This is a genomic window from Phyllobacterium sp. 22552, assembly GCF_052044585.1.
GTDB lineage: Bacteria > Pseudomonadota > Alphaproteobacteria > Rhizobiales > Rhizobiaceae > Phyllobacterium > Phyllobacterium ifriqiyense.
In genome coordinates this window covers 26,157-52,414 of the sequence record NZ_JBQENG010000011.1, presented here as the reverse complement: position 1 = coordinate 52,414, position 26,258 = coordinate 26,157, and the positions used below count along the sequence as shown (strand labels likewise).

At 55.7% G+C, this 26,258-nt stretch carries 28 protein-coding genes; 15 read left to right on the top strand and 13 right to left on the bottom strand.

Going from position 1 to position 26,258, the window contains the following annotated elements; all coding sequences use genetic code 11:
* Positions 1 to 140 precede the first annotated feature (140 nt).
* The 5 genes from ACTJI9_RS21250 to ACTJI9_RS21230 all read right to left on the bottom strand — a co-directional run bounded on the left by ACTJI9_RS21250 (position 141) and on the right by ACTJI9_RS21230 (position 3,496).
* Positions 141 to 1,325 (bottom strand): MFS transporter, encoded by a 1,185-nt coding sequence (locus ACTJI9_RS21250; RefSeq protein WP_440810779.1) that lies wholly within the window; start codon positions 1,323 to 1,325, stop codon positions 141 to 143.
* A 114-nt stretch (positions 1,326 to 1,439) separates the two neighbouring features.
* Positions 1,440 to 2,360 (bottom strand): LysR substrate-binding domain-containing protein, encoded by a 921-nt coding sequence (locus ACTJI9_RS21245; protein WP_336441765.1) that lies wholly within the window; start codon positions 2,358 to 2,360, stop codon positions 1,440 to 1,442.
* A gap of 47 nt (positions 2,361 to 2,407) precedes the next feature.
* Positions 2,408 to 2,605 carry a hypothetical protein gene (locus tag ACTJI9_RS21240; RefSeq protein ID WP_440810777.1) on the bottom strand — a complete coding sequence of 66 codons (198 nt, stop codon included), beginning with the start codon at positions 2,603 to 2,605 and terminating at the stop codon, positions 2,408 to 2,410.
* Between the two features lie 441 nt (positions 2,606 to 3,046).
* Positions 3,047 to 3,247, bottom strand: coding sequence for a hypothetical protein (locus ACTJI9_RS21235; RefSeq protein ID WP_336441763.1), 201 nt, complete (start codon positions 3,245 to 3,247; stop codon positions 3,047 to 3,049).
* 30 nt (positions 3,248 to 3,277) lie between these two features.
* Positions 3,278 to 3,496 (bottom strand): hypothetical protein, encoded by a 219-nt coding sequence (locus ACTJI9_RS21230; RefSeq protein ID WP_336441762.1) that lies wholly within the window; start codon positions 3,494 to 3,496, stop codon positions 3,278 to 3,280.
* A 649-nt stretch (positions 3,497 to 4,145) separates the two neighbouring features.
* On the opposite strand from ACTJI9_RS21230, the gene ACTJI9_RS21225 reads away from it, so the two are divergent.
* The 11 genes from ACTJI9_RS21225 to ACTJI9_RS21175 all read left to right on the top strand — a co-directional run bounded on the left by ACTJI9_RS21225 (position 4,146) and on the right by ACTJI9_RS21175 (position 15,911).
* Complete coding sequence (locus ACTJI9_RS21225; RefSeq protein ID WP_440810840.1) at positions 4,146 to 5,657, top strand: ABC transporter substrate-binding protein; 1,512 nt, start codon at positions 4,146 to 4,148, stop codon at positions 5,655 to 5,657.
* 75 nt (positions 5,658 to 5,732) lie between these two features.
* Entirely contained in the window at positions 5,733 to 6,686 is a 954-nt protein-coding gene (locus tag ACTJI9_RS21220; RefSeq protein ID WP_440810775.1) for an ABC transporter permease, read from the top strand.
* A 3-nt stretch (positions 6,687 to 6,689) separates the two neighbouring features.
* Positions 6,690 to 7,583 (top strand): ABC transporter permease, encoded by an 894-nt coding sequence (locus tag ACTJI9_RS21215; protein WP_440810773.1) that lies wholly within the window; start codon positions 6,690 to 6,692, stop codon positions 7,581 to 7,583.
* Positions 7,580 to 8,650, top strand: coding sequence for an ABC transporter ATP-binding protein (locus tag ACTJI9_RS21210; protein ID WP_440810770.1), 1,071 nt, complete (start codon positions 7,580 to 7,582; stop codon positions 8,648 to 8,650). The genes ACTJI9_RS21215 and ACTJI9_RS21210 overlap by 4 nt, the downstream gene beginning before the upstream one ends.
* Positions 8,643 to 9,611, top strand: a complete 969-nt coding sequence (locus ACTJI9_RS21205) for an ABC transporter ATP-binding protein (protein ID WP_336441758.1) — start codon at positions 8,643 to 8,645, stop codon at positions 9,609 to 9,611. Before ACTJI9_RS21210 ends, ACTJI9_RS21205 begins: the two co-directional genes overlap by 8 nt.
* Positions 9,612 to 9,681: 70 nt before the next feature.
* Positions 9,682 to 10,341: an aspartate/glutamate racemase family protein gene (locus tag ACTJI9_RS21200; protein ID WP_336441757.1), complete on the top strand. Its 660-nt coding sequence runs from the start codon at positions 9,682 to 9,684 to the stop codon at positions 10,339 to 10,341.
* A 527-nt stretch (positions 10,342 to 10,868) separates the two neighbouring features.
* Complete coding sequence (locus ACTJI9_RS21195; protein WP_440810768.1) at positions 10,869 to 11,705, top strand: metallophosphoesterase family protein; 837 nt, start codon at positions 10,869 to 10,871, stop codon at positions 11,703 to 11,705.
* Positions 11,702 to 12,856 (top strand): ABC transporter ATP-binding protein, encoded by a 1,155-nt coding sequence (locus ACTJI9_RS21190; protein ID WP_440810766.1) that lies wholly within the window; start codon positions 11,702 to 11,704, stop codon positions 12,854 to 12,856. The genes ACTJI9_RS21195 and ACTJI9_RS21190 overlap by 4 nt, the downstream gene beginning before the upstream one ends.
* On the top strand, positions 12,849 to 13,787 hold the full coding sequence (locus ACTJI9_RS21185) for a carbohydrate ABC transporter permease (RefSeq protein WP_440810764.1): 939 nt from the start codon (positions 12,849 to 12,851) through the stop codon (positions 13,785 to 13,787). The genes ACTJI9_RS21190 and ACTJI9_RS21185 overlap by 8 nt, the downstream gene beginning before the upstream one ends.
* Entirely contained in the window at positions 13,784 to 14,620 is an 837-nt protein-coding gene (locus ACTJI9_RS21180; RefSeq protein ID WP_440810762.1) for a carbohydrate ABC transporter permease, read from the top strand. Before ACTJI9_RS21185 ends, ACTJI9_RS21180 begins: the two co-directional genes overlap by 4 nt.
* Positions 14,621 to 14,645: 25 nt before the next feature.
* Positions 14,646 to 15,911, top strand: coding sequence for an ABC transporter substrate-binding protein (locus ACTJI9_RS21175; RefSeq protein WP_440810760.1), 1,266 nt, complete (start codon positions 14,646 to 14,648; stop codon positions 15,909 to 15,911).
* Positions 15,912 to 16,078: 167 nt separating this feature from the next.
* Here the strand turns inward: ACTJI9_RS21175 and ACTJI9_RS21170 are convergent, their stop codons facing one another.
* Positions 16,079 to 16,576, bottom strand: coding sequence for a TetR family transcriptional regulator C-terminal domain-containing protein (locus ACTJI9_RS21170; protein ID WP_440810758.1), 498 nt, complete (start codon positions 16,574 to 16,576; stop codon positions 16,079 to 16,081).
* A gap of 266 nt (positions 16,577 to 16,842) precedes the next feature.
* Between ACTJI9_RS21170 and ACTJI9_RS21165 the strand changes: the two genes are divergently transcribed.
* Complete coding sequence (locus tag ACTJI9_RS21165) at positions 16,843 to 17,247, top strand: hypothetical protein (protein WP_336441732.1); 405 nt, start codon at positions 16,843 to 16,845, stop codon at positions 17,245 to 17,247.
* 126 nt (positions 17,248 to 17,373) lie between these two features.
* Here the strand turns inward: ACTJI9_RS21165 and ACTJI9_RS21160 are convergent, their stop codons facing one another.
* On the bottom strand, positions 17,374 to 17,559 hold the full coding sequence (locus tag ACTJI9_RS21160) for a hypothetical protein (RefSeq protein WP_336441731.1): 186 nt from the start codon (positions 17,557 to 17,559) through the stop codon (positions 17,374 to 17,376).
* 177 nt (positions 17,560 to 17,736) lie between these two features.
* Complete coding sequence (locus tag ACTJI9_RS21155) at positions 17,737 to 18,636, bottom strand: LysR family transcriptional regulator (RefSeq protein WP_440810756.1); 900 nt, start codon at positions 18,634 to 18,636, stop codon at positions 17,737 to 17,739.
* Between the two features lie 252 nt (positions 18,637 to 18,888).
* Here ACTJI9_RS21155 and ACTJI9_RS21150 point away from each other — a divergent pair, with 252 nt between their 5' ends.
* The gene (locus ACTJI9_RS21150; protein WP_440810754.1) at positions 18,889 to 19,770 is read left to right on the top strand and encodes an NmrA family NAD(P)-binding protein; all 882 of its coding nucleotides are present in this window, start codon (positions 18,889 to 18,891) and stop codon (positions 19,768 to 19,770) included.
* A 365-nt stretch (positions 19,771 to 20,135) separates the two neighbouring features.
* On the opposite strand, the gene ACTJI9_RS21145 is transcribed toward ACTJI9_RS21150, so the two are convergent.
* The 3 genes from ACTJI9_RS21145 to ACTJI9_RS21135 all read right to left on the bottom strand — a co-directional run bounded on the left by ACTJI9_RS21145 (position 20,136) and on the right by ACTJI9_RS21135 (position 23,113).
* Positions 20,136 to 20,516 carry a hypothetical protein gene (locus ACTJI9_RS21145; RefSeq protein WP_440810752.1) on the bottom strand — a complete coding sequence of 127 codons (381 nt, stop codon included), beginning with the start codon at positions 20,514 to 20,516 and terminating at the stop codon, positions 20,136 to 20,138.
* A 3-nt stretch (positions 20,517 to 20,519) separates the two neighbouring features.
* Positions 20,520 to 22,127 (bottom strand): GMC family oxidoreductase, encoded by a 1,608-nt coding sequence (locus tag ACTJI9_RS21140; RefSeq protein ID WP_440810750.1) that lies wholly within the window; start codon positions 22,125 to 22,127, stop codon positions 20,520 to 20,522.
* 188 nt (positions 22,128 to 22,315) lie between these two features.
* Entirely contained in the window at positions 22,316 to 23,113 is a 798-nt protein-coding gene (locus tag ACTJI9_RS21135; protein WP_440810748.1) for an alpha/beta fold hydrolase, read from the bottom strand.
* A gap of 144 nt (positions 23,114 to 23,257) precedes the next feature.
* Between ACTJI9_RS21135 and ACTJI9_RS21130 the strand changes: the two genes are divergently transcribed.
* Positions 23,258 to 23,725, top strand: a complete 468-nt coding sequence (locus tag ACTJI9_RS21130) for a MarR family winged helix-turn-helix transcriptional regulator (protein WP_440810746.1) — start codon at positions 23,258 to 23,260, stop codon at positions 23,723 to 23,725.
* Positions 23,726 to 23,753: 28 nt separating this feature from the next.
* Here ACTJI9_RS21130 and ACTJI9_RS21125 read toward each other — a convergent pair whose 3' ends face one another.
* Together ACTJI9_RS21125 and ACTJI9_RS21120 are read right to left on the bottom strand one after the other, a co-directional pair.
* Entirely contained in the window at positions 23,754 to 24,533 is a 780-nt protein-coding gene (locus ACTJI9_RS21125; RefSeq protein WP_440810745.1) for an SDR family oxidoreductase, read from the bottom strand.
* The gene (locus ACTJI9_RS21120) at positions 24,530 to 24,859 is read right to left on the bottom strand and encodes a nuclear transport factor 2 family protein (RefSeq protein ID WP_440810743.1); all 330 of its coding nucleotides are present in this window, start codon (positions 24,857 to 24,859) and stop codon (positions 24,530 to 24,532) included. The genes ACTJI9_RS21125 and ACTJI9_RS21120 overlap by 4 nt, the downstream gene beginning before the upstream one ends.
* A gap of 138 nt (positions 24,860 to 24,997) precedes the next feature.
* On the opposite strand from ACTJI9_RS21120, the gene ACTJI9_RS21115 reads away from it, so the two are divergent.
* Positions 24,998 to 25,897: a LysR family transcriptional regulator gene (locus ACTJI9_RS21115; protein ID WP_440810741.1), complete on the top strand. Its 900-nt coding sequence runs from the start codon at positions 24,998 to 25,000 to the stop codon at positions 25,895 to 25,897.
* Positions 25,898 to 26,258: the final 361 nt, after the last annotated feature.

The window sequence follows — 26,258 nt, the reverse complement described above, 5'->3', positions numbered from 1 at the left end:
ACCCAATTCAGCCCGCTAGACGACATGGAAGGGCAGAAACCGTTCGCCGGTCCCGCTTATTCGCATCGGCCGGTCCAAGATCTGCATGCAAGGCCTGCTTTCAGGACCGGCACTGGCGAGCCGCAAGGCAAAAGCAACATCTACCGCATCCACTCGGTTTCCCACTTTGCACGTCGCATTTGTACTGCAAGGATCAGAACTGCGACCCCTGCCACAAATGCGCCGGCCAGGGGAATGAGCGGCAAGTTCCCGCTGGCAATTGTCGCGCTGCCGAGCACACCGCCAAGAGCAGTTCCCAAATTAAAGGACGCAATATTGAGACCGGCAGCGACTGCTGTTGATCCGGGAACGTAACGTTGCGCCACTTTCAAAAGACGAATTGTGAGCATCGTAACGGTGGAAAAGAAGGAAACCCCCAATAGCCCGATGAGCAGCACCATTGTAAATTGTGAGTTGTTGAACAGATAGAGACCCGTAAGGTTGAGGCCCAGTCCTAAAATCCCGATCATAACACTCCGATTAACGTCCGTCTTATCGACGATATAGCCACCGATGAGATTTCCAGCGACTGTACATAAACCAAACAACAGCATTGCCGCACTGAGCCCCTGAATGTCAGCGTCCGTTATCTCCAGCAGATATGGGGCAACGAACGTAAAGAACGAAAAGGTCGCAAGGCTGACCAGAACACCGACGCCTGCCGCAATCATCAATTGCGGATGAATAATCGCTCTGATGGCAGCCCAAGCCCCTCGACCAGTTGTTGTATGGCTATCACGTGCATTGCCGTTCATGAAGATTAATAACCCTGCTCCTGCCAGTACACCCAGAACGCCGATGAATATGAAAATGACACGCCACGACCAAATATTCCCGAGGTAAGTGCCCAGGGGAACACCTAGCGCGAGGGCAAGCGTCAATCCGATCCAAACGACCGAGACGGCTCGCCCGGCCTTTGCCGGATCGGTGAGCTTTGTTGCTGCGTCTGAAGCAACCGCCATGAAAACCCCATGGCTGAGACCAACAGCGAACCTGATTACAAGCAGAGTAAAAATATCAGGCGCAACCGACATTGCCAGGCTTCCCACGGCAAGAATGACCATCGCCAGGATCAGAACGTGCTTTTCCTGCCAATGCGAGACAAGTGCCGTCAACAGAGGCGCTCCAATCGTGGCACCAAAGGCATAGGTCGCAATGACGGTACCAACGATCCCGATGTCAGCATGAAGGTCAATGGCGACTGCAGATACCAGACCCGCTACGACAAATTCAGAAAGGCCAAATGCAAACGTGCACAGGGAAAACATGTAGACGGCAAGGGGCATATGAATATCCTGACGATCTCGGAAAAACCACAACATGGGCGCAAAGCCGGGATGCCGGAGTAGCGGTTTCGGAGCAGCTCGTAAAATATCTTATATGTCCCGAAATAAGACGATCTAAGTCTTGTTCGAAGCGTCAGGGCCCATGCTGCCTCTGATCTCATCGATCAGTCGATCCCGAACTGCCGAGGCCTGGCCACGATTCCAGGCCATCAGCAATTTGAGATGACGGATATTATCAGGCGCATCAACGCTGATGGGGCGAAATACAACGTCCCCGCGTGCATTCGATGCCAGCGACGACGGCACCAATGCAACGCCAAAACCGCTCGCGACCAAAGCTATCAAGGTCGGCAAGCGCCGCGCTTCTTGAGTAATCCTGGGCGAAAAACCGGCGGCCTGGCAAAGACTTATGATCTGGTCGTGGAAGCCCTGACCCAGTGCTCTGGACGAAGCCACGAAAGATTCAGAGCTGAGTGCGTTCAGCGGGATGGAGTCATGTGACTGTAGTCTATGCCCTGCGGGTAATGCAGCAACGAAGGGTTCAAAAAATATAGTTTCATAACACAATTCGGGAGTAGTGGTGCCCGGTGAACGCAGAATTCCGATGTCGGCCACACCAGATTCCAGAGCCTTGACCTGCTCATGTGTCGGAGCCTCACGCATGGTGAACTCAACGGTAGGATGGGCGCCGCGAAAGGTTCGCAGCGCCCGCAGCAGCGACGAATAGGGCGCAATATTGATGAAGGTCATTGTTATGTGGCCATCGATACCTTTGGCGACGCGCCGAGTGCGCGCGAGCCCGTTATCAAGTGAGAGCAGGATCTCCCTCGCCGTTTGCAGGAAGGAAGCGCCAGCTGGCGTCAAGGCAACGCTACGGTTCGTGCGCTCCAATAAGTTAAAGCCAACCTCGGCTTCAAGCCGGCGGATTGCCTGGCTCAGTGGCGGCTGTGCCATATGAAGCCGTAGCGCCGCGCGATTGAAATGCAGTTCCTCAGCGACGGCAATGAACTGCCGTAGCAAGCGTGTTTCAATCATCAGAACCTCCCGCATCTCGAAAGAAAGAAAATAATATTATTATCGTCTCAATATAAAAATGTTGAATTAGCGAAGCCGCAGCGAGCCGAGTATTCTTTTTGCTCTGCTGGCTCAACGCCTTTAGCGGTGATTTTCAGGCCCTTCGCACGGGCCATACAGATTATGTCGGCAATGAGTCCCGCTGCGGACCGGTTCGTCACAATAACCTTGTCGAGCTTGATCCGGTCGACGCCGATGTCCTGCACCCCTTCCCAAACGAGTAGTACCCGGTTCCATCATCGATAGCGAAACGCACGCCTTGCAAAGTGTTGCGGTCGATTTCTGGCACTGCCCGGTGCCATCAAGCAGCAGACTTTCAGTGATTTCCAGTTTTCCGGCTACCCAATGGTACCGTTTCTAGTAACCAAATCGGGAACAGCCATTGGCTGCTCCGCGCTGCAGCACTGACGGCAGAATTGATCCATGCCTGGGGGCGAAGCCAACGGAAATGTTCGAGAAGCGACTTGTTGAAATTCAATCGCCTCCACTTGTGCTGCCGCACCCGTTTTCACAGTGAAAACCAAACAGGGTGCATAACAGCTGCTGATCGAACCTTGCCAAGAGAAGTTCGGCCAAATTTAACATGTCTTCGCATACTGTCTCAATTCCTATGATAGGGAGCGAGGTCGATGTTCAGCCCCGGAATCCTATAGCCGTTTTCCGTGGCCATAAACGCTGGCAGGCGTCGGATTGATTGCCCGCGTGGGATTTCCCGAAGGCCTGTCTTCCTCCTTGAGACCCTTCATTCTTGCCCGCGCTCCGGGAATAACATCCAAATCGCTTTCTGCGGTCAGCATGGGCTTGCCGTGCTCATCTCGCGTCACGAGTTTGGCATTGCGGATCAGCACCTCACGTTTATCGTCCGATAGCGTTTCGAGCTAGGTCATCATATCTTTCGCCGCGATATGAGCAAAGCTTTTCGCCAAGGTTCCAAAGACCTGCCCTACCCCATAGCCGTTGGCGTTGAACTGCGTGAGCTGCTCGATGAATTCCGGCTTCAGATCCGCAAAGCTCAAAAACTGTTTACTGTATTTTTCAAAGTCGCGCTTTTCGCTCTCGCCAAAAACATTGTAGATCGGTGCCGAGGCCAGCTGCATTACCGCACCTGACTAGGTTCGAAATTGGGTGAACTGGGGAAGCGCTGACAACAACTACCTGTGCACTCAAACTGTGTCTTTCGTTGTCGCCACGCTCTTCGATGATGATGAGCAAAAGCGCACCCTCAACGTCTAGCTTAGTAACCTGTCGTGGAACTCCTATCATTTGCAGCAAAATCGATGGCAACGATCCTTCAGGAATTTATTGTCGTAAAAGCCCTGCGGGAGCAGTGCCTGCCACAGCCATCATGGACGAAACGTTTGCAACACATCCATCGAAGCCTGTTGTCATTTCTCCAACTAATCATCCCGTACCAAGACGTGGCTACCGCACAATGATTAATCAGTTCGCCAGATTATAAGCCGATGTGTTGATTGATATTGCCTGCAAGAACCCAAGTTTCGCTGATATTGGCAGGAAAACACCATTTCACGAAAACTGGCATGAAACCTGCTTCTCCTTTGTTGGAAACATCCAGTGCGGAGATAAAGAATGAAATGGGAACAGATAGGCACATCGCATACACCGCGAAACCAAGAGGCTATTGCCACCAAATTAAGTCAAGCTGTGTGTGTGGGAGCGATAACCATCGCCCTGTCGCTGTCTGCCGTCACCCTCAGCTTCGCTGCTGGAACCTTGCGTATCGGCATGACTGCTTCTGACATCCCTCTTACCACGGGCCAGACTGACCAGGGAGGCGAAGGACAACGTTTCATGGGCTATACCGTCTATGATTCATTGGTGGAATGGGATCTTTCCAAAGCCGATGAACCTTCAGGACTTGTTTCCGGGTTGGCGACATCTTGGGCAGTTGATGCGACGGACAAAACAAAGTGGACGTTCAAACTGCGCGCTGGCGTCAAATTCCATGACGGCAGCCCTTTAACGGCTGACACAATTATCTGGAATCTCGACAAACTACTGAAGCAGGATGCTCCGCAATTCGACCCCCGACAGTCGGCGCAAGGCAAATCCCGTATTCCCGCTGTCGCAAGTTACAAAGCACTGGATACACTCACGCTTGAAATCACAACCAAGTCGCCCGACGCAACGCTGCCTTATCAGCTCAGCTGGATCACCATCTCGTCTCCCGCTAATTGGGAAGCTCAAGGCAAGAGTTGGGATGCGGTGGCCCAAAAGCCGTCAGGAACAGGGCCCTGGAAGCTTGAGAGCGGATTCACGCCACGCGAACGTGCCGAATTGACACCAAACAAGGAATACTGGGATGCCAAGCGCGTACCCAAGCTCGACAAGCTGGTGCTCATTCCACTTCCGGAACCAAATACGCGCGTCGCGGCGCTGCGATCCGGGGAAGTGGACTGGATTGAGGCACCGGCTCCAGATTCAGTAGCATCCCTCAAGGATGCTGGTTTCGCGATTGTTACCAATTCCTATCCACATAACTGGACGTGGCACTTGTCGCGCGTTGAAGGTTCGCCGTGGAACGATATCCGTGTGCGTAAGGCGGCCAACCTCGCTGTTGATCGCGATGGTCTCAAAGAGCTCCTTGGCGGCCTCATGATACCGGCCGAAGGGTTTATGCCACCAAACCATCAGTGGTTCGGAAATCCTACCTTCAAACCGAGCTATAATGTTGAGGAAGCCAAAAAACTGATGGCAGAGGCCGGCTATGGGCCCAACAAACGTATCAAGACCAGGGTGATTATCTCTTCCTCGGGCTCAGGTCAGATGCTGCCGTTACAGATGAACGAATATATTCAGCAGACACTCGCCGAAATCGGCATCGACATCGAATATGAGGTCGCCGACTGGAATACGGTCATCAATATATGGCGGGCAGGCGCCAAGGATGCGAGCTCGAAGGGCGCGACGGCGATCAATTACAGCTATTTTATCCAGGATCCATTCACGGGTCTTATCCGTCACTTGCAGTGCAATCTCGCTCCACCAGCTGGCACGAATTGGGGCTATTATTGTGACCCGGAAATGGATGCCCTGTTTGACAAGGTGCGCAACACCTTCGACACCGCCGAACAGGACAAGGTCTTGCATCAGGTTCACGAAAAATACGTAAACGAAGCGCTGTTTTTGATGGTGACCCATGATGTCAATCCACGAGCGATGTCAAAAAAAGTCAAAGGCTTCGTTCAGGCACAGAACTGGTTCCAGGACTTCTCTGCAATAACAGTTGAGGAATAACGCGGCGCGGGGGATGCACCATCTTGTCGGTGCATCCCCGTTGCAAGGCCTCGATTTGTTTTCAATGAGGACATCATGCTGATTTATAGTTTGAAACGTTTATTGCATGTCATACCGGTGGCCATCGGTGTGAGTATTGTCTGTTTTCTACTTATTCATATCGCACCTGGCGACCCTTTGGCTGCCATTTTACCTTCTGATGCGTCTGCCGAACAGCAGGCACAGATACGCAACTTTTACGGCTTCGATCGACCGCTGATTGTACAGTACGGCCTGTGGGGCCGGAGAGCGCTACAAGGTGATCTCGGCAATTCAATCGCAACTGGACGTCCGGTCATCGGAGAAATCGGTGATGCGGCAGTCAATTCGTTGATCCTCGCGGTCGCGGCAACCGTGATCGGCTTCACACTTGGCGCCAGCCTGGGTTTCCTCGCGGGCGTCTTTCGCGGCACGTGGATCGATCGTGTCGCATCGGGTCTGTCAATGATTGGTGTGAGCATCCCTCACTACTGGCTCGGTATGGTTCTCGTCATCGCATTTTCGGTAAAGCTTGGCTGGCTACCGGCAATGGGAGGGGGCCCTGGCGGGTCGGGCGGACGTTCCTTTGATTGGGATTATATCCGGTACCTGATCCTGCCGGCCATCACCATGTCTGTCATTCCGATGGGCATCATCGCAAGAACAATTCGATCGCTTGTCGCGGATATTCTTTTGCAGGATTTTACCCAGGCGCTGGTCGCCAAAGGACTTATGACCCGACAGATCATGAGGCACGTCATTCGCAATGTCGCGCCCACAGCAATCTCGGTAATGGGTCTGCAGCTTGGTTATCTGCTTGGGGGATCAATTCTTATTGAAACGGTATTTTCCTGGCCGGGAACCGGGTTTCTTTTGAACGGCGCCATCTTCACCCGCGACCTGCCCGTCCTTCAGGGCACCATCCTTGTGCTCGCCATGTTCTTCGTGTTTGTCAATTTAGTTGTCGACGTGTTGCAAGGCGCAATCGACCCGCGCATTCAAAGGAGCTGACGCATGGATGCCGTCCCTTCGTCTGCCCTTGTGTTTGCGCCTCCGGCGATCGTCCGGTCTGCGGGTTTTTGGAGTGGTGTATTTCATCGGCTCCGCCGTGATCCGATTGCCGTGATCGCGCTCGGTCTTATACTCATCCTCATCTTGGTTGCACTTTTCGCACCCTATCTGGCGCCCTACGACCCTACCAAGGCAAGTATTATCCGACGTTTGAAACCCATCGGCACCCCAGGCTATATCCTTGGAACGGACGAACTCGGGCGCGATATCCTTTCCAGGCTGATCTACGGAGCGCGGCTTTCTCTTGTTATGGGGGTCATTCCGGTTCCCGTCGCCTTTGTTATTGGCTCAGCAATTGGAATCATTGCGGGCTATGCTGGTGGCATCGCCAATAGCCTCATCATGCGGACGATTGACGTGTTCTATGCTTTTCCCTCGGTTTTGCTGGCGGTCGCGTTGTCAGGTGCACTCGGCTCGGGTCTTACCAATGCGCTCGTATCCTTGACGGTGGTTTTCATTCCGCAGATCGCGCGCGTTGCAGAAAGCGTTACCACTCAAGTGCGTAACCTCGATTATGTCGACGCCGCGCGTGCTTCAGGAGCGGGACCGTTGACAATCATCACGGTCCACATTCTTGGTAATGTGCTTGGGCCAATCTTCGTCTTCGCCACAAGTCTCATTTCTGTATCGATGATCCTCGCCTCTGGCTTGTCTTTCCTGGGTCTTGGGGTTCGACCCCCGGACGCCGAGTGGGGGCTTATGCTCAATACATTGCGCACTGCAATCTATACCAATCCCTATGTGGCAGCTTTGCCCGGGGTGATGATCTTTTTCACATCAATCTGCTTCAATCTTTTCTCTGACGGGCTGCGCAAGGCCATGGATGTAAAGTCATGAGCGTACTCGGTCTTTCCGCTTCCTCACCGGATACGGACCCCAGAGATCGTGGTGGCCCCGCTCAACCACTGATTTCCGTCCGGGATCTGCAGAGACATTTCCCGGTGAAAGGCCAGGGACTGTTCCAGACCAAGCGGGTCGTTCGCGCTGTCGACGGGATTGATTTTGATATTCTTAAAGGTGAAACGCTCGGTGTTGTTGGCGAGAGCGGATGCGGCAAGTCCACGACGGCACGCCTCTTGATGCAATTGATCAAGCAAGACAAAGGTGAAATTCTCTTCGACGGCGAGACAGTAGGTGGCACACTCCCACTCCCCGACTATCGCCGACAGGTTCAGATGGTGTTTCAGGATAGCTATGCTTCGCTAAACCCGCGGCTAACGATTGAGGATTCGATCAGCTTCGGACCGCGCATCCATGGTGTATCGGCAAACAAAGCCTTGGCACGAACCCACGATTTGCTTGATCGCGTGGGTCTGGAACCGAGACGTTTTGCTGGTCGTTATCCGCACGAGCTTTCTGGCGGTCAGCGCCAACGGGTTAACATTGCCAGGGCTCTGGCTCTGGAACCGCGTCTTGTTATTCTCGACGAAGCAGTTTCGGCTCTCGACAAATCGGTCGAGGCGCAGGTGTTGAACCTATTACTCGACCTTAAGCGAGATTTTGGCCTCACCTATCTTTTTATCTCCCACGACCTGAATGTTGTCCGCTTTATGGTGGACCGGGTCATGGTGATGTATCTTGGCAGGGTCGCGGAAATCGGGACCCGGGATGCCGTGTTCGAGGCGACCCGTCATCCCTATTCGGCTGCACTTTTAGCATCCATGCCCAAGGCGGATCCTGCCAAGCGAACAACCGAGGCGCCGCTTGCCGGAGATCCGCCCAACCCGATCGATCCTCCATCAGGCTGCCGGTTTCATACGCGATGTTCCTTTGCCGAGCCTATCTGTACTAAAGCCCTGCCGCCATTGTTTGGAGAGATTGATACGCACAAAACCGCTTGTCTGATGTCCCTTCCAGGCTCAGGTCACAGCCGCGCCAATGATGGAGGAATGAAGCATGTCTGAGGTTGCGCCGATGATCGATATCAAAAATCTGTCGGTAACCTTCTGGCGTGGCCGCAAGCCAGTCAAGGCTGTCAGTGGAGTTAGTCTTGCAGTTCGCCCAGGCGAGGTCGTTGCCCTTCTCGGCGAGTCCGGTTCCGGGAAGAGCGTGACCATGCGCTCGCTTCTAAGGTTGCATCCTCCGGGCACATTGATCGAAGGATCAATCAATATCGCCGGGCAAGATGTGTTGGGCATGTCAAAGCAAGAACTTGGCAATCTGCGTGGGCGGGCAGTTTCCATGGTGTTCCAGGAACCTCGTCTGGCCCTTGATCCGGTCTATACAATTGGCGATCAAATCACGGAGACCATACAGCGACACGAAAAGGTCAGCCGCGCTGGCGCCAGAGACCGCGCGCTCTCACTATTTCAGAAAGTTCGAATCCCTTCGCCAGAGCGGCGGCTCGATACATATCCCCACGAAATGTCAGGCGGCATGCTTCAACGCTCCATGATTGCCATGGCAATCGCCTGCAATCCGAAGGTGCTTCTGGCAGATGAGCCCACGACGGCGCTCGATGCAACTGTGCAGATACAGATTTTGCTGCTGGTCCGTGAGCTACAACGCGAATACGGTCTTTCGGTTATTTTTGTGACACATGACATCGGCGTGGCAGCGGAAATTGCCGATCGCATTGCAGTTATGTACGCCGGGCGCATCGTTGAGGAAGGTAAGGTGGCCGATATTATTTCCGCGCCCCGTCATCCATACACCAAGGGCCTTCTCGGCGCGCGGGTGGAACTGGCACATGGTCGTGATCGGCTGATCACAATTCCCGGCTCGCCTCCTGACCTTACCAACCTGCCGCCTGGCTGCGCCTTCGCACCACGATGTGAGAAAGCCGCCGAAGGATGTCGAATAGCGGTACCCACCCTTATTACACACCATCATGACAGGCACGTTGCCTGCATTCATCCTGGTTAGTCTCGTTCGACAAACGACCATACGACCAAATGAAGGGAGCTGCGCAGCTTATAGGAGAACGCCTCAGAATATGCCATGCGTACGTTTGATAAACCCAAATACATCAACAGAGACGACAGCGATGATGGTTGCGATCGCACGCGATGCGCTCCCATCCGGCTTTGTTATTGAAGGTGTCACTGCAAAGCGCGGTGTCCCGATGATCCTGAATGAAGGCCAATTGGCTGCTTCTGCGTCTGGTGTCATTGAAATGGCGCTAGAAGAAAACGACCGTTTGGATGGCATTATCATTGGAGCATTCGGTGATCCAGGCATCGACATCCTGCGCAATCTGGTCACCTTTCCGGTGGTTGGCATATGCGAGGCGAGCATGCTCGACGCCTCCATGAAGGGTCGGCGCTTCGGGATCGCAACCATTACGCCCGGTTTGGTTAGCAGCTTTGCCGCAAAGGCCGGGAGTCTTGGCGTCGGTAATCTGTTTACCGGAACGCGGCTGACACAGGGAGAACCTGAAGCGCTTGTCGCCAACAAGGAAAGGCTGAAAAGTGCTTTGTTCAGTGCCGTTGAAAAATGTTTTCTGCATGATGGAGCAGAAGCCGTTATTGTTGGCGGCGGACCGCTGGGTCAAGTTGCGCACTGGTTAAGCCAACGGTTCTTGGCGCCTGTCATCGCACCAATACCCTCCGCAGTTACACTCTTGCTTAAACGCATTGGCAAGCCGCAGGCGTAGATCGTACCCAACCGGTTCAGCCGGTCAGTTGATCGGCCTCATCAAGTCCCCTGTCCGCCCCACTCGCAACGCATATGGTCTGCAGAGACATGATCATCGAGGCAGAAGTCGTAGACGAGTTGCGCTGGAGCTGTCTGACATCCGGTCGTCGCTCAATCCTCCGCAAGTCAATGCGACGATTGCATCACAACATGCCAGCTCCAGCAATACCGCGCTTTTCAACGATATCGGCTAGAAGCAGACGTTATGATTTCCTTGAGCGGAACCGAACGCCTGACCCTGCAAATTTAATACTTGAAATCTTGCCACTATCTCCCGGAATTCGGCGTTTGTGCAAATCCAGCGGCTGCATTGGGCGATTTCCGATCGTATCCGCATTCATCGAATTGTCATTAGCCTGAAACGCAGCTGTCACAGACCAAGCCTATGAAGACCCCGCGCTGGACGGGGTATGCTCGAATTGTATTTCCCCTGTCTGCCGCAACGCATTCGCGCCTTCACATTTGATTTTTAAAGAGAGATATCCCGTGCGGATCATCCAGATCACTGACACTCACCTCAGCCCGTCCAAACCGCATTTCAACGCGAACTGGTCACCATTGGCCCAATGGGTCACAGACCAGAATCCGGATCTGGTTATTCATACGGGCGACCTGGCTGTTGATGGGGCTGATATTGAGGACGATCTTGCCTTCTCGGCCAAACTGCTGAACGAAATTTCTGCTCCGGTTCTCAGTCTGCCCGGCAATCACGATATTGGTCACATGCCCGGAAGTGCACAGCCGGTTAATGCAACCCGGATTGACCGCTGGCGTGAGATGGTTGGACCGGACCGCTGGACTTACGACAGCAAACACTGGCGGTTGATCGGCCTGAACAGTCTCATCCTGGGTGCTGACAGTCCGGAAGAAGAAGAGCAATTCGATTGGCTTGAAGTTGCGCTTGCCGACGCTGAAGCCCGCCGCATTGCTGTCTTCGCGCACAAGCCACTCTTCGTCGATACAGCCGATGAAGGCGAAACGGGCTATTGGAGCATTCGTCCCGCTCCGCGCCAAAAACTTCTGGATCTCTTTGCGGAATATGATGTCGCCCTCCATGCCAGCGGGCATTTGCATCGTGGCTGGCAAGGCATGCACAACAATACCAGCCTTGTCTGGGCCCCTGCGTCCTCGTTCATCGTCGGAGATATGGAGCCCGACATGCCCGGCGCGCGCATTCTTGGTGCGGCGATCCACACACTCACGGACACCGTGAAAAGCGAGATCGTCGAAATCGATACCTTGTCCCGTTTCGTACTCGATGATGTCATCGAAGAGGTCTATCCGCGCGCAAAAAAGGCGCCGACGGCGGAGACAACCATATGAGCGCGTTCGCCCTCAGGCATATCTCCAAATCCTACGGCGCAAACAGTATACTGAACGATGTCAGCATTGAAGCAGAAGAAGGCGAATTTATCGCGCTTGTCGGTCCATCCGGCTGTGGCAAGAGTACCTTGCTGCGAATTGCCGCCGGTCTGGATCACGGCGATACCGGCAGCATCTGGATGGGCGAGCGGGAGATTACAGCCGATCATCCCGCTGACCGCAATGTGGCAATGGTTTTCCAGTCCTACGCACTTTATCCGCACCTGACTGCCGCACAGAATATCGCGGTGCCGCTCGCCATGCGCAATCTTTCCTTGCTACAGCGGATGCCGTTCATCGGCCGTTTCGTCTCCGGCCGAGCCACCGCTCAAGCGGCGATCAAAAAGCAGGTGTTTACCACAGCAACAAGCCTTCAGATTGACCATCTCCTCGACCGCAAGCCTGGCCAAATGTCCGGTGGCCAGCGTCAGCGCGTCGCCTTGGCCCGGGCACTTGTCCGGCAACCCGGCGTCTTCCTGATGGACGAACCGCTTTCCAACCTTGACGCCAATCTGCGCGTCCACACACGTGCCGAGATTGTCGATCTGCATCGGCGCGCCGGTGTCCCCACCATATACGTCACCCATGACCAGTCCGAAGCATTGAGCATGGCTGACCGTGTCGCGGTAATGATGGGCGGCAAGGTGCTGCAGTTCGATTCTCCGTCACGTATCTATGACGACCCGCGCCATATCGAAGTCGCGAAATTCGTTGGCAGCCCACGTATCAATATTATCAGCGCCATTACATCCGAGAATGGCACCATCTTTTTTGGCGGCAAGGCAATCCTTGAAGGTGTCACGGGGCCGGTGGGAACATCAGTCCACGTCGGGATCAGGCCAGAGCGCATAAAATTGCGGTCCCCCGGCTCAAAGGGCATTGCGGCGACAGTCTCACGGTTGGAGTTTCTGGGCTCCGAAGTGTTGGTGACGGCAGACACGGCTGGCATCGATGAAGGCCTTGTTGTCAAGGCCGCCCCTGCCGACGTCGCGCACCTTGGCGTGGGCTCGCCGATTATGCTGCAGATCGACAAGGGTGCTTGTCTGGTGTTCGGTCAGGACGGATCGCGCCTTCCCTTGCGAACCCCGGCAAGGATTGCCGTCGATGCGTGAGTTGGCGACACCGCTTCAGGACAATTGCTCTTCTGCAAGGCAGGCAGCGATCCGCGCAGCCAGGCGCGAGGAAAGGGTAGCATGGCAGCTGGCCGCCCCGGCGATCGTTCTCATTGTCGTTCTGATCCTGCTGCCGACACTCGCTGTATTTGTTTTCAGCCTGACAAATTACGAACTGGGATATGACGACTTCCAGTTTATCGGCTTCGGCAACTATATCGAGTTGGTCCGTGACCGGACGTTCCTGATCTCACTCAAGAACACCGCCATCTATACGGCAATCGTCACGCCGTTTTCCGTGTTTATCGGCCTCGCCGTCGCCTTGTTGATTGAAGGGGAAACACGCGGGCGGACCTTCTTCCGTACAGTCTACTTTCTGCCCGTTGCTTCGCTACTTGTCGCCATGGCAACCGTGTTCCAGTATCTGCTTCATCCGACAATCGGCCCGGTCAACGCCATCCTTTCCATGATCGGTATCGCAGGACCAAACTGGCTCGGCAGCAGCAGCACCGTGCTTTTCAGTTTGGCAATCATTGGCATCTGGCAGTCGGTCGGCTTTAACATGGTGCTGTTCCTTGCGGGCCTGACGGCAATCCCGCGCGAGCTTTACGCGGCAGCGGAAGTCGATGGCGCCAAGGGCAGCTGGGAGCGTTTTCGTCTCGTCACATGGCCAATGCTGGGGCCAACAACTCTGTTCGTCACCACAATCAGTGTCATCAATGCGGTCAAGGTTTTCGAGACCGTCAAAACCCTGACCGAGGGCGGTCCGAACAAGAGCTCGGAGGTTCTGCTTTTTACCATTTATCAGGAGGGATTTATCTTTCTGCGTGTAGGCTATGCCTCCGCTATGACTGTCATTTTCCTGGCCTTCCTGATCGTTCTTATGCTCATCCAATATCGGGTTTTGGACCGGCGGGTGCATTACACATGAAAAACGTTGCTCTGTTCTCCATGCGTAATCTGCGTCTCGGCATCCTGTCAGCCGGAGCCCTCCTTTTCCTTGCTCCCTATATCTGGATGATTTCAACCGCAGCCAAATCACGCGAGGAAATCTTCTCATCCTCGCTGACATTGCTGCCGCAACACTGGGCTTTGTGGGAAAATCTCGGCAAAGCCTTCTTGCGAGTGCCTATGGAGCAACTCCTGCTTAATGGAGTGATCGTGTGCGCGCTGATCTTCTTCTTTCAGGTGGTCATTGCGATACCATGCGCCTACGCCATGGCGAAGCTGAGATTCCGCGCGGCCCAGACCATGATGACCCTCGTCATGCTCGGATTGCTCATTCCCATTCATGCAACCGCGTTGCCCATCTACGTCGCATTGAACAAGGCCGGCATGCTCAACAGCTACTTCGCCCTGTCGGCACCGTTCTTCATATCGGTCTTTGGCATCTTTCTTTTTCTGCAATTCTTCCGCGCCATGCCCGATGACCTGATCGCGGCTGCCCGCCTCGACGGGATGTCGGAACTGGCCATCGTCAACCGCGTAATAGTGCCCAATGCATGGCCCGCAGTGACCGCCTTTGCGATTTTCTCGGTCGTTGCCCACTGGAATGATCTGTTCTGGCCGCTGATCGTGATCACCGGCACGGAACGGGCGACCCCCCCGCTTGGTTTGCTATTTTTCCGTGCAGCAGAGGCAGGTGACGACTACGGCGCGCTGATGGCCGCAACCCTCATCATTACCCTGCCGCTTGTCGCAGCATTTCTGCTGGCACAACGGCGCTTCATAGAAGGCATCACTCTCACCGGCCTCAAAGGCTGATCATTCCCAAGACCAGGAGATAATAATGAGCTTTTTCCGAAAGACGATTGCGGCTGCCGCCATCGCCACTGTTTTCAGCATACCCGCATTCGCAGAGACAACGCTGAATGTGCATTACCCGATGCCGGGTTTTTTCAAGGATGTAATGGATGTTATCTCCAAGAAATTCATGGAGGAAAACCCTGACATCAAGATCAGTTTTGTCAGCCCTTCGGCCACCTACGAAGAAGGTATTCAGACGATCTTGCGTCAGGCAGGCACTGCTGAAATGCCTGATATCACCTTTATCGGCCTCAACCGGCTCCGCATGATTGCCGAACGCGGTGTGAACGTGGACATGACGCCACTGATTGCCAAAGAGACCGACATGGCCGCCCAAGGCTTCAGCGACAATATCCTTCGCCTGGCCCAGGTTGGCGATCGGCAGGTGGGTCTCGCCTTCGCCACCTCAAACCCCATCATGTACTACAATGCCGATCTCATCCGGCAAGTGGGTGGCAATCCCGATCAGCCTCCAAAAACATGGGACGAGGTCATCGCGCTTGGAGCGAAGGTCAAGGCACTCGGAAACGGTAATGAGGGCATCGATTTTCGCTGGCAAGGGGATGATTGGATGTTCTCCGCGCTGCTTTTTGGTGCGGGCGGCACCATGCTTTCTCCCGATGAAAAGAAAGTTGCCTTCAATGGCCCCGAAGGTGTTGCTGCATTTAACCTCGTCAGCCGTCTGGCCAAGGAAGGTGGAATGCCGGTCCTGACAAAACAGGCAGGCGAGCAGGCCTTCGTCGCCGGTAAGGTTGGCTTTACATTTCAGACCACAGGCGCCTTGCGCAACACGATCAAGAATGTCGGCAGCAAGTTTGATTTGCGCACCGGTCCATTGCCGCTTCTCAATCCCGACAAAGGGCGTCTCCCGACGGGCGGCAATGCGGTGGTAATCCTGACGAAGGATATAGCAAAGCAGACAGCTGCGTGGAAGTTTGCAAAGTTTGCCGCCGGGCCCTATGGCGCATCGGTAGTCGTTCCGGGAACGGGTTACGTACCCAATAATGAGCTTGCCGCGAAGTCACCCGAATATCTGGCTGATTTCTACAAACAGAACCCGTTGTTTCAGGCTGGTCTTAACCAGATGAACCTGATGATACCCTGGTATGCGTTTCCAGGATCAAACGGCGTGAAGGTGACCCAGACAATCGTCGATAATCTGTCGCGCGTCGTAGAACAGACAGCAACGCCGGAAGAGGCATTGAACAACGCCGCAGACGAGGTACAGAAACTGCTGCCACGCCGCTGAAAATAAACCGCTCTTATGAAATCAGCCACTGTGCGTGATTAGCGAAGTGGCTGATCGATCCTTGATCTTGAGTTGGCGCGCGTTAGCCCGTCGATATTAGAGCGTTTTGATTGGTCCCATAACGGCCCAGAGTCGCGGTTCTAGCGTCTCAGTTAAGCCGATGCAGACTATCTCGCCTTTGCTGAATCATCATGATGACGGGGCCGAAGCCCCCTCAATACCGTCTGCGTGATCGTCTTCGCAGCCATATCGTAGTCCGTGGCCTTTAATTCGCTGACATTAAGCGCATCACAGGCCAGAGCCTCGAACTCGGCATAGAACTGCGTTACCGACCACAACAGAATGAACAGGTGGCGGGCATCGATTTTCTCGATCTTTCCAGCCGCCGCCCATGTATCGATTACTCTCGCCTTCTCGGACGTAACAGTTCGCATGTGGTCGCGTGCCGCAACCGAAAGATGTTCAGCTCCCTGCAGTATCTCATTTGCGAAAAGACGCGTCTCCGCGGCATTTTCCCTGGCATTGTCCAGCTTTGCGCATTTAGCGAAGCCAGCCACTCGGCGCTCATATCCGTCGCGTCCAGCAGTACCTATAAGTGTATCGCCGCGCCCCGACGGTTTCAAGATTCGACAAGGGCTGCTTTCGGCTCCAACGGGACGTGACAATGCACTTTCCTTTTGCTCAAATGTCAAAATGGCTGTAATACATAAGGAAATTACGGTGCTACATTGTGACGGATTGTGAATTTGACGGACCTATACCGGGACTGCACTCGATGCGCTCTTTGGATCGTTGCTGGTGCCGAAAACGGTGAGTTTCTTGGTGAATTCGAAGGTGTTTTGGAACGCCTTGAAGGCCCCAAGAGTGATCCCACAACGATGAATGTCTGGCGCAGGCACCATCACCGCGCGATTCACTGGGGACGCGGACAGTGATCTGGTTTGATGCCTCCTTGGAGAGCCCGGCCGATGATGGCCTCCTGCAGCGTTGCATAGCGGCCATGCTCAACTTCTCCACCGAGAGCGTGAACGTTGTCCACAGTATCAGCGAAATTAAGGATGCACCCGTCACGTGCATCGTTGAAGCTCATTCTCCACACAAGTACTCGCAACTGATCACTCTCTACATCTCTGAACCTTTGCCACGCCCTGATGTTCCTGAGGCAGCCGCTTATTTAGCGCGGACGCTCGATAGAGCTTTGCTCTTGGCCAACGATGAAACAGCAAATCCATATTCATTCGTTCGTGTCTCCAATACTGGCCAACGCTCGGTTGTCTTTGTAGACCCGGACGAATTGGACGAGAATGACCGCTATGTCATTCAGGAACCCGGCTAATCGTGGTCGTACCGAGCGATGTCTGCCTCGCAGTTTTTCGGCGAATTGTGGTGGTGCCGAGCTAACGTTGCCTCAACTAAAGTGTCACAACGGTTTAGAAGTTGTGGCCTTACAGAGTGTTCTCGGCTAGCCATGTGCTTTCAACACGCGCACGCCTTCCGGTTCAGCTCCGGGCCAGAGCCGAACCACATATTGATCATATTCCTTCAGACCATCTTCACTGAGCGTGTCGTGACCGGAAAAGCACGCACGCACGCCAAGTGTACCCTCGTTTACCGAAAGTCGCGGAGCGGTGGGCTCGTAATCCATCATGCCAGCCAGCACAAGTTGACCGATGGGACAATCGAAATGTGTCTCGACAACGTGTTGGCACTTTAGACCTTGAGTTCGTTGTCAACCACCGACATGCTGTCGCGTCCCATTTTGCCTGTGCAGGATCGGTGCCTAAGACACGGCCGAACGCAGGATAAAGTCGATCAATGCCCTACGTTACGTCGCCACAGTTCGTTGAACAAAATCCAGAAAAGCCCGCACCTTGGCAGGCGGCATGTGGCGTGACGGATGATAGGTGTAAAGCGGAAACTGCTCGCCGGACCATTCCGTCAAGATCGTCGTGAGCGCCCCGCTCTCAAGCCACTCGTCGAGACCGATGGCAAAGCTCTGGAATATGCCTTGCCCCGCCAGACAGGCCGCGACGGCAGCGGAGGGATCGTCCATGACCAACCGCCCCGCCGCCTTGATCTCGATGGCGCCGTTATCCCCCTGGAATTCCCAGGTGAACGGTCGCCCGGTCTGCGGGTCGCGAAATAGGATGCAATCGTGGTGCATCAGGTCGTGGGGTGTCGCTGGAACTCCGTGGCGGGCAAGGTAGCCTGGGGCGGCACAGGTCAGCACCGGTACGTCCAGCAGTTTGCGCGCGATCAGCGACGATTCGTCCGGCGGACCAAAACGCACGGCGACATCCGCGCCGCTCATCATCTCTTCGCGATAGTTGCTGGTGGTCAGATCGAGCGTCAGAGCGGGATAGCGCGCCAGAAATTCACCGATCCTCGGCGCCAGCACCATGCGCGCGAACCAGGGATCGATCGAAACCCTTAGCCGCCCGCCGACGAATGCCGCCGAACCGGCGGCTTCGGAGGCCGCCTCCTCCAGCGCGGCAAGCAACGGCATTATCTTTGCATGGAAGCGGGCGCCTTCTTCCGTTAGCGTGACTTCGCGCGGATTGCGGTCGAACAATCTAACGCCGACGCGTTGTTCGAGCCGCGCTACCGCACGACTGACTCCCGATGGCGTGAGGCCGAGAACATCCGCAGCTCGCACGAAATTGCCCGCTTCCATCACTGCCCCGAAAACGCCGACCCCGGTCAGCAGCCGCGTGTCGAAACTCATGCCTTCTCTCCGTCGCAAGGTCGCTCTTTGCCGACCGTCTTATCATGATGATTTAAAGTCATCTTATCTTTGATTTTAATGCGCGTGAATCATCTTTCTGCGTCCCGTAGTTTCTTCCTCAACGCTCGGCTGGCGCAGCGGCCTGCCGGAAGCGCGGAAGTCTTAGGCCTTGCAGAGCTCTACGGCACATTTGAGCGCCTCTACGACGGCGTCGCCTGCTCCATTCCCGACCCCAACACCAGGAGACTTATCATGTATGCGATTACAGGAATTACCGGCAAGGTCGGCGGCGCGCTGGCGAAAGCCCTGATAGGAGCCGGAGAACCGGTCCGTGCGGTGCTGCGCGATCCTGCCAAGGCGGAAATCTGGCACAAGCGCGGTTGCGACATCGCCTTTGCCGACATGGGCGACGCGACGCAGCTTGCCGCCGCGTTCAAGGGCGCCACTGGCGTCTTCATCCTGCCGCCGTCGGAGTTCGATCCGGCGCCTGGCTATCCGGAGGCGGCGAAGCAGAATGAAGTGCTGACGACCGCTCTGCTTGCTGCCCGCCCCGAAAGGGTCGTCTGCCTCTCCACCATCGGCGCCGATGCACAAGTGGACAATCTGTTAAGCCAGCGGACGATGCTGGAAGAAGCCCTCAGCGAGCTTGATCTCCCCGTTACCTTCCTGCGACCCGGCTGGTTCATGGAGAATGCGGCCTGGGACGTGGCCTCAGCCCGCGACGAAGGCGTGCTGCACAGCTTCCTCCAGCCTGCCGACAAGACCTTCGCCATGGTGGCGACGCAAGATATCGGCCAGCTTGCCGCAGAGCTGATCCGCGAGCAATGGATCGGCAAGCGCGTGGTGGAACTGGAAGGTCCTGCACGGGTCTCGCCCAATGATCTCGCCAATGCCTTCGCGTCGGTGCTCGGGCATCCAGTGCGGGTGGAGATCGTCCCGCGGGAAAGCTGGGAGGGCCTGTTCCGTGCTCAGGGTTCGCGTAACCCGCAGCCGCGCACGCGTATGCTCGACGGCTTCAACGAAGGCTGGATCGACTTCAAGGCCGAGGGCGGAAATCGTGCCAGGGGCACGACGTCACTTGAGCAAGTAATCGAAGCGCTGGTCCGGCAGGCGGCCGCGAGCAGGACCGCTTAGGCTCGCGAGAAAACGGGCGGCGGACGGCTTCTGCTTCCGCCGCCGCCTACCCCCGCAACTTGATAGGAACGATCATGGAAGCGATCGAAACTCACGGTGTCGCTAGCCCCGGCCAGACTGGGGACCTTCCGGATGCCGGGCGATGCCGCCCAACCGGTGGTCGAAAGCGGATTTGAAGTTGGCTCTCTCCTCAAGATATTGTCTTGCGCTGTAGACCTTTACACGAACGAACAGATTGCAGCGGCGATGGGGAGCATCTCAAGACCAAATAATCGAAGAGCCTTGACGATAACTCGAAGACGATCACCGCGATCGCAGCGACTTAGTGTGGGATGCTAATCTCGGGCAGGAATCGCATTATCTGGCTAGCCACCGCCCGTTCCGTCAGTTCGAAAAACGACCACTTTTACCTTGGATGAAGGGGCACTAATATCCTCTTCACCCCACCAGTTGCGCTGCGCATCTATTTTAATGCCCAGCCAAACTGCTGCCTCCCCGATCTTCTCGCGAATTAAAGGAGAATTTTCCCCGATACCAGCACAAAAAACCAAAGTATCCAGCCCTCGCAAAGCAGCAGTCATCGCACCCATTTCACGTGCGATTGTATAAACGAACAAATCGACTGCTTCTTGTGCAAAGGCATCTTGTGAGTTAACAGTGTTAGCATGTCGCCAGAAATTCCCGACACGCCAAACAGCCCAGATCGGTTTCCCAACAAATCCGCGACTGCGAGATCGATTGAGCAAACCCTAGTAATTTCCCAGGAAATGCACCTTTCGTATCAAATCGGATACCCTCTCTCCAATAACCACGCACGGCGCCATCGTGTTGCCGGTGGTAATCCGCGGCATGATCGAGGCGTCCGCGATGCGAAGGCCTTCGATGCCGTAGACCTTGAGCTCGTTGTCGACCACCGACATGGCGTCGCGTCCCATCTTGGCGGTGCAGGATTGATGCCAATAGGTGACGGCCGAGCGACGGATAAAATCGATCATGCCTGATCTGTTTCGCTGACCGGGAGCGGCTTCGCCTGTCACCAAAGGTCTGAAGCCATCGCTGTTTCCGAGTTCGCGGCACAATTCGACTGCGGCTAACGCTGCTGCCATGTCTTCTGGCTCACTGAGTGAGTTCGGTTCGATCAGGACGGGATCGTTTATGTCGGGACCAGAGAGCCTCAAACGGCCGCGGCTTTTCGGCTGTGCGAGACCATTGAACATCGTCCAGCCGTGCTCCGGTGTTTCAAGACCGGCCTCAGGCGGCGACGGAACGGCGAACTCCAACTGGCACTGGAGGATATCAGGCTGGGACAGACGTGCGTCACTCTTCCAGTAGAGATTTGCCTCGCAACCGCTCCCGCCGATGGCTTCCGGTTTTCGGTAAGCCCAGGTGCAGCCGAAGGCGAGATGATCCTGATGATTGCGACCAACCCCCGGCAGGTGTTGCACGACTGGAATGCCGTGAGAATGGAGTTCGTCTTCCGGGCCGATACCGGACTGCATTAGGACTTTCGGCGTGTTGATCGCTCCAAGTGACAACACCGTTTCACAATGCGCCATGAACTGCCGTCGCCGACCATCGATCAGGGCTTCAACACCTCTCACCCGCTTACCATCGAAGATGAGACGCGTAGCCAGCGCCTCCGTTATCACCGTCAAGTTTGAACGCGACAGCAGCGGACGAACGTATGATTCAAACACCGTTTCCCGCTTGCCCTCCCTGATACGCAGTTCAGCAATCGATGCGCCGCCAGCGGCCTCCATCATTTCGCCGTTTGTTGAATCGAAGACCGGAATGCCCATCGCTGACGCGGCGCTCAAAAGCGCTTGCGCCACTGGCTGCGGCGACGCAGGCTGCGATACATGGGCGGGCCCACCGGTTCCGCGACGAGATGGGTCCGGCACGCCTTGCCAGTTTTCGATCCGGCGATAGTAGCCAAGGATCGATTGATAGCCCCAGGCCTCATCCCGGGCCTCGGCCGCAAAGTGGTTCCAGTCTTCCTTGTGTCCCCTGGCCCATACCATGACGTTGATGCTCGAACCACCGCCAAGCCCTTTGCCCATGCTCAGAGGGAGTCGGCGGCCATCCAGGCCAGCCGCTGGCTGTCCGACAAAGCCCCAGTCCCGGTTTGATCCAAGATTGAGTGGCCATTGCGCAGGGTTCGATACGGTTTCGGATTCATCATCTCCGCCCGCTTCAATCAGCAGAACGGTCGCGTTTCCATCCTCCGCCAGCCGCGCCGCGACAACTGAACCGCTGGAGCCGGCGCCGCAGACGATGAAATCGTAGACGTCACCGACCGCTTCATGTGGGTGAAACGTGGTATCGGGTGCATTTTTATCATGGCTATGCCGTTTCACGTGAGATCCTCTGTGAATTGTTTCAGGTAAATTTGGGGGAGTCCTGGACGCTAAGACAAGGAAATGTTTACGGATCTCGGTCAGAGATCCACGTCCTACCGTAATTTCGCATCGGGCATGCCGATCTGTTTAACGGGTTGTCTCGACGCCATCGGGAAAGTCTCGACCGTCCCGATGGCGCAAGTCGATCATTGTTTTTTCGCCGACGCGGCCTTGGCAGCCTTATCAATCGTCTCGGCGATGACTGCCGGCTGCGTCATGAACAGGGCGTGGCTTGCCGACACCTTGGTGATCTTGGCCTTGATGCGCTCAGCCATGTGGATCAACATGGCCTGATCGAAGGCCTTGTCTTCAGTAGCAATGACGGCCCAGCTGGGCTTGGTACGCCAAGCGGCATTTTCGAGCTTGGTGCCGAACGCCGACATGTTGATCGGAACCTGCGCGTCCCTCATGAAGGCAACATCGGCGTCGCTGACGTCATGTGCGAACCCCGCCTTGAACTTTTCCGGACTGACATAGCCAAAACCATCCTTTGTAGTCTCAATTACGAATTCAGAAGCAGGCGCAAAGCCTTCATATTGCTGAGCCGTCGTCTCGCCGGCATCGGGGGAGAGAGCGGAGACGTAGACGAGGCCCGCAACCTTCTCATCAATGCCAGCCTCCGTGATGACCGTGCCGCCCCAGGAATGACCGACGAGAATAACCGGACCATCCTGACGCTCGAGCGCACGCTTGGTGGCGGCGACATCGTCTGCAAGCGACGTCAACGGGTTCTGGACGATGGTGACGCGATAACCGCGTTTCGTCAGGTTGTCGTAAACACCCCTCCAGCCGGAACCGTCAGCAAACGCGCCGTGAACCAGAACGACGTTTCTTACGGATTGATCTTTAAGAATAATGTCGGCGGCATCCGCCGCCGGTAGCGCAACCGACAGTGAGGCTGCAGCTGCGATTGCCGAAATGGTCGTGATGGACTTGCGTGTCATGGCCTTCTCCTCGTTGTAACTGCGATAATTGTTATCGCGATATCTATTAGATTTCACATCTTGATCTGCGCGTCAACACAATTCTTATCGCAATATTGGTTTTCGTGATAAGTTCGATTATATGGACGTCTTCAGGAGTTCAAAATGACCAAACGCCATAACGATCCCCCGCCTCTGCGCGACCAACTTTGCTATGCGATCTACACCGCCGGCATCGCCGTTCAGCGCGCTTACAAGCCGCTTCTCGACGAGCTTGGGCTGACATATCCGCAGTATCTCGTCCTGAACGTTCTCTGGACGGAAGACGAACAAACCGTGGTTTCTATCGCCGACCGACTAGCTCTTGAGTCCAGCACGTTGACACCGCTTCTGAAACGCCTGGAAGCCGCCGGGCTCGTGCGTCGGACGCGCAACGCCAACAATGAGCGTCAGGTTCTGGTGGCGCTGACAGATCAGGGTCGTGCCTTGCAGCATAAGGCAGGCTGCCTGAGCGACACCTTGCTTGCAGCCTCGACCCAGACACCGGCGGAACTCGCTGCCTTGAACCGCGACGTGCGGCATCTTCGTAACGCGATCTACACCCAGATCGGCGGGTGGGACGCACCCGCCTGACTTGGACCGCGGTAGATGGCCTAAATGCTCAAGCGGTCGGAACAGTCCCGCCGTCGATCACATGCTCCGTGCCGGTGATAGACGATGCCCGATCCGAAGCAAGGAATGCGATCAGGTCTGCGACCTCTTCCGGCGCGGCTGGTCGTCCAAGCGGTATGCCGCCGAGCGAGTTCATGATGACCTGCACCGCGTCGTCGTAGCTGATGCCGGCTTGCTCGGCTATGCGCAGGGCCAGGCCATTGGATCCCGGGCTTGCGATCCAGCCGGGAGAAACCCGCACCACCCGTACACCCTTCGGAGAAACCTCCTTGGAAAGGCTTTTGCTGTAGGTGTTGAGCGCCCCCTTGGCCGAAGCATAGGCGGTCGTCGCCTCGGGTAGCGGAAGGTTTCGCTGGATCGAGGTGACGTGGATGACGACACCACTTCCCTGAGCGACCATGCCAGGGATCAGTGCACGATCCAGCCTGACCGCCGGAAAGAAGTTAAGGTTGAACTCCTTGTCCCACTCCTTGTCTGTGAGCACAGCAAAGCCGCCAGAAGGTGCCGAAGAACCGCCCAGCACGTTCACAAGAATATCGAGGCCGCCGAGTTCCCGATGCACCGCATCGACGACGGTTTGAACCCCCGTCTGGGTGGTCAGATCGGCTTCAACGAATGCCGCACCGGAGAAATCTGCCGGTTTGGTGCGCGCGCTGGTAAGCAGACGGGCGCCAAGATCTTTGAAGAGCGCTACAGTTGCAGCGCCGGCGCCCGAAGTGCCGCCGGTGATCAGGGCGCGGCGGCCCTGCAAGGTGAGGAACTGTGTCATACGGTGATCTCCAGTTCGGCGACCTTGTCGCCCGCGAGGACGAAGAAGAACCGCAGGTCGATCGGGCTGCCCGGAAAGTCGCCCACGGCGCGGGCCGTCACCAAGGTTTTGCCATCTTCACTGTTGATCAGGAAGGGCTCGACCGTGTAGCTGTATTGCTGGCTTTCGTCGGCCATCCACGCGCGAATGGCATCCCGGCCTCGGTACGTGAGGCCTTTATCTTTCACGATCCCGTTCTCGGTGAATGTGGAAGCGATCACATCCGGGCTGCCTGTCCGGTCGGCACCGAAATAGTTTTCGATGCCTTTGGGTAGTTTGATCGTCATTCGTATCCTCCAATCATGTTTCCAGCCCTTACCGACTGTAACCTCGGCTCTCTTCCGGCCGACAAGGTCAATCTAGAGCCGGATGATTGACATGATAACTGGGACAAAGCAGGATGAGGAATTTCGAAAAGAGGGACAATGGCGCGATCTGTTCTTACCGACCTGGATGCCGTTCTAAGCATTGCTCGGCTGGGTTCGTTCAGGGCCGCAGCGCTAGAGCTCGGCATGTCCACGACCGCACTGAGCAACGCCATTGCGAAGCTAGAGCAGCGCCTGGGCATTCGCTTGTTTAACCGTACAACGCGCAGCGTTTCGCTGACCGATGGGGGAACGACCTTTGTCGAGCGAATCGGACCGGCAATGACCGACATCCACGATGCCATGCTCGCGGCTCAATCGCTTCAGGATACTCCGACCGGCACATTGCGTATCAATGCATTTGCGTCAGCGGCTCGAGAGGTGATGGAGCCGCTCATATTGTCGTTCATGCGGCGTTACCCCCAGGTTCATGTTGATCTGGTCACGGAGGGTAAACTCGTCGACATCGTCGCGGCCGGCTTTGATCTGGGCCTGAGAACGGTTGATCTGGTCCCGAACGACATGATTGCCCTGCCGCTCGGTCTCGATCGCAGCAATGCCGTCGTCGCGTCGCCGAATTTCCTGCGCACTCACGGCAGGCCAACCGTCCCGGCCGACCTATACCGATTTCGCTGCATCCGTGCGCGTCTGCCCAACAACGCCTTGTTTCGTTGGCGGTTCGAGAAGGACGGGAACGCCGTGCAGATCGATGTCCAAGGCTCTATCACGCTGGACGAGCCAAGCCTCGTCAGTATAGCGGCCCAGAATGGCGTTGGAATTGGATATGTCATGGAAGCGGATGTGCGCGATGACATTGCGGCCGGGCGACTAGTGCGCGTTCTCGAGGACTGGACTCCCCCACTGGCGCCATTAGCCCTATACTATCCGGGCAGGAAGAATCCACCCGCCGCGTTCAGTGCATTCATTCAAGCTGCCCGCGATTTTGCAAAGGGTAATTGACCAGTGCTTAAATCAACGTCTTCTCGACATCGACGATACGCACCCAACATACTTTGACGTCATCCGTCTTGCTGGGAAGAACAGCCCAGAAAATGACTGTTATCCGGACAGGGCCCTGCATCCCGTTTACGGAACACTCGCTGAGATTTTAGATGCTCGGAAAATTAAATGGGAGGAAATGGTCAAATCAACAGGCGCAATTACCGCCTTGAATGGAATGGAACAGCAGACCACTCAATGCAGTTCTGTTAAGTGCGGTTCCAGACGAGGCACTATGCGATTTTCGGAGCACATGCCGAGAAAATCACCTGTTCTGCCACCAGCTCCGCGCCCCGGAACCGACCAGCGCTTCAGATTGGGT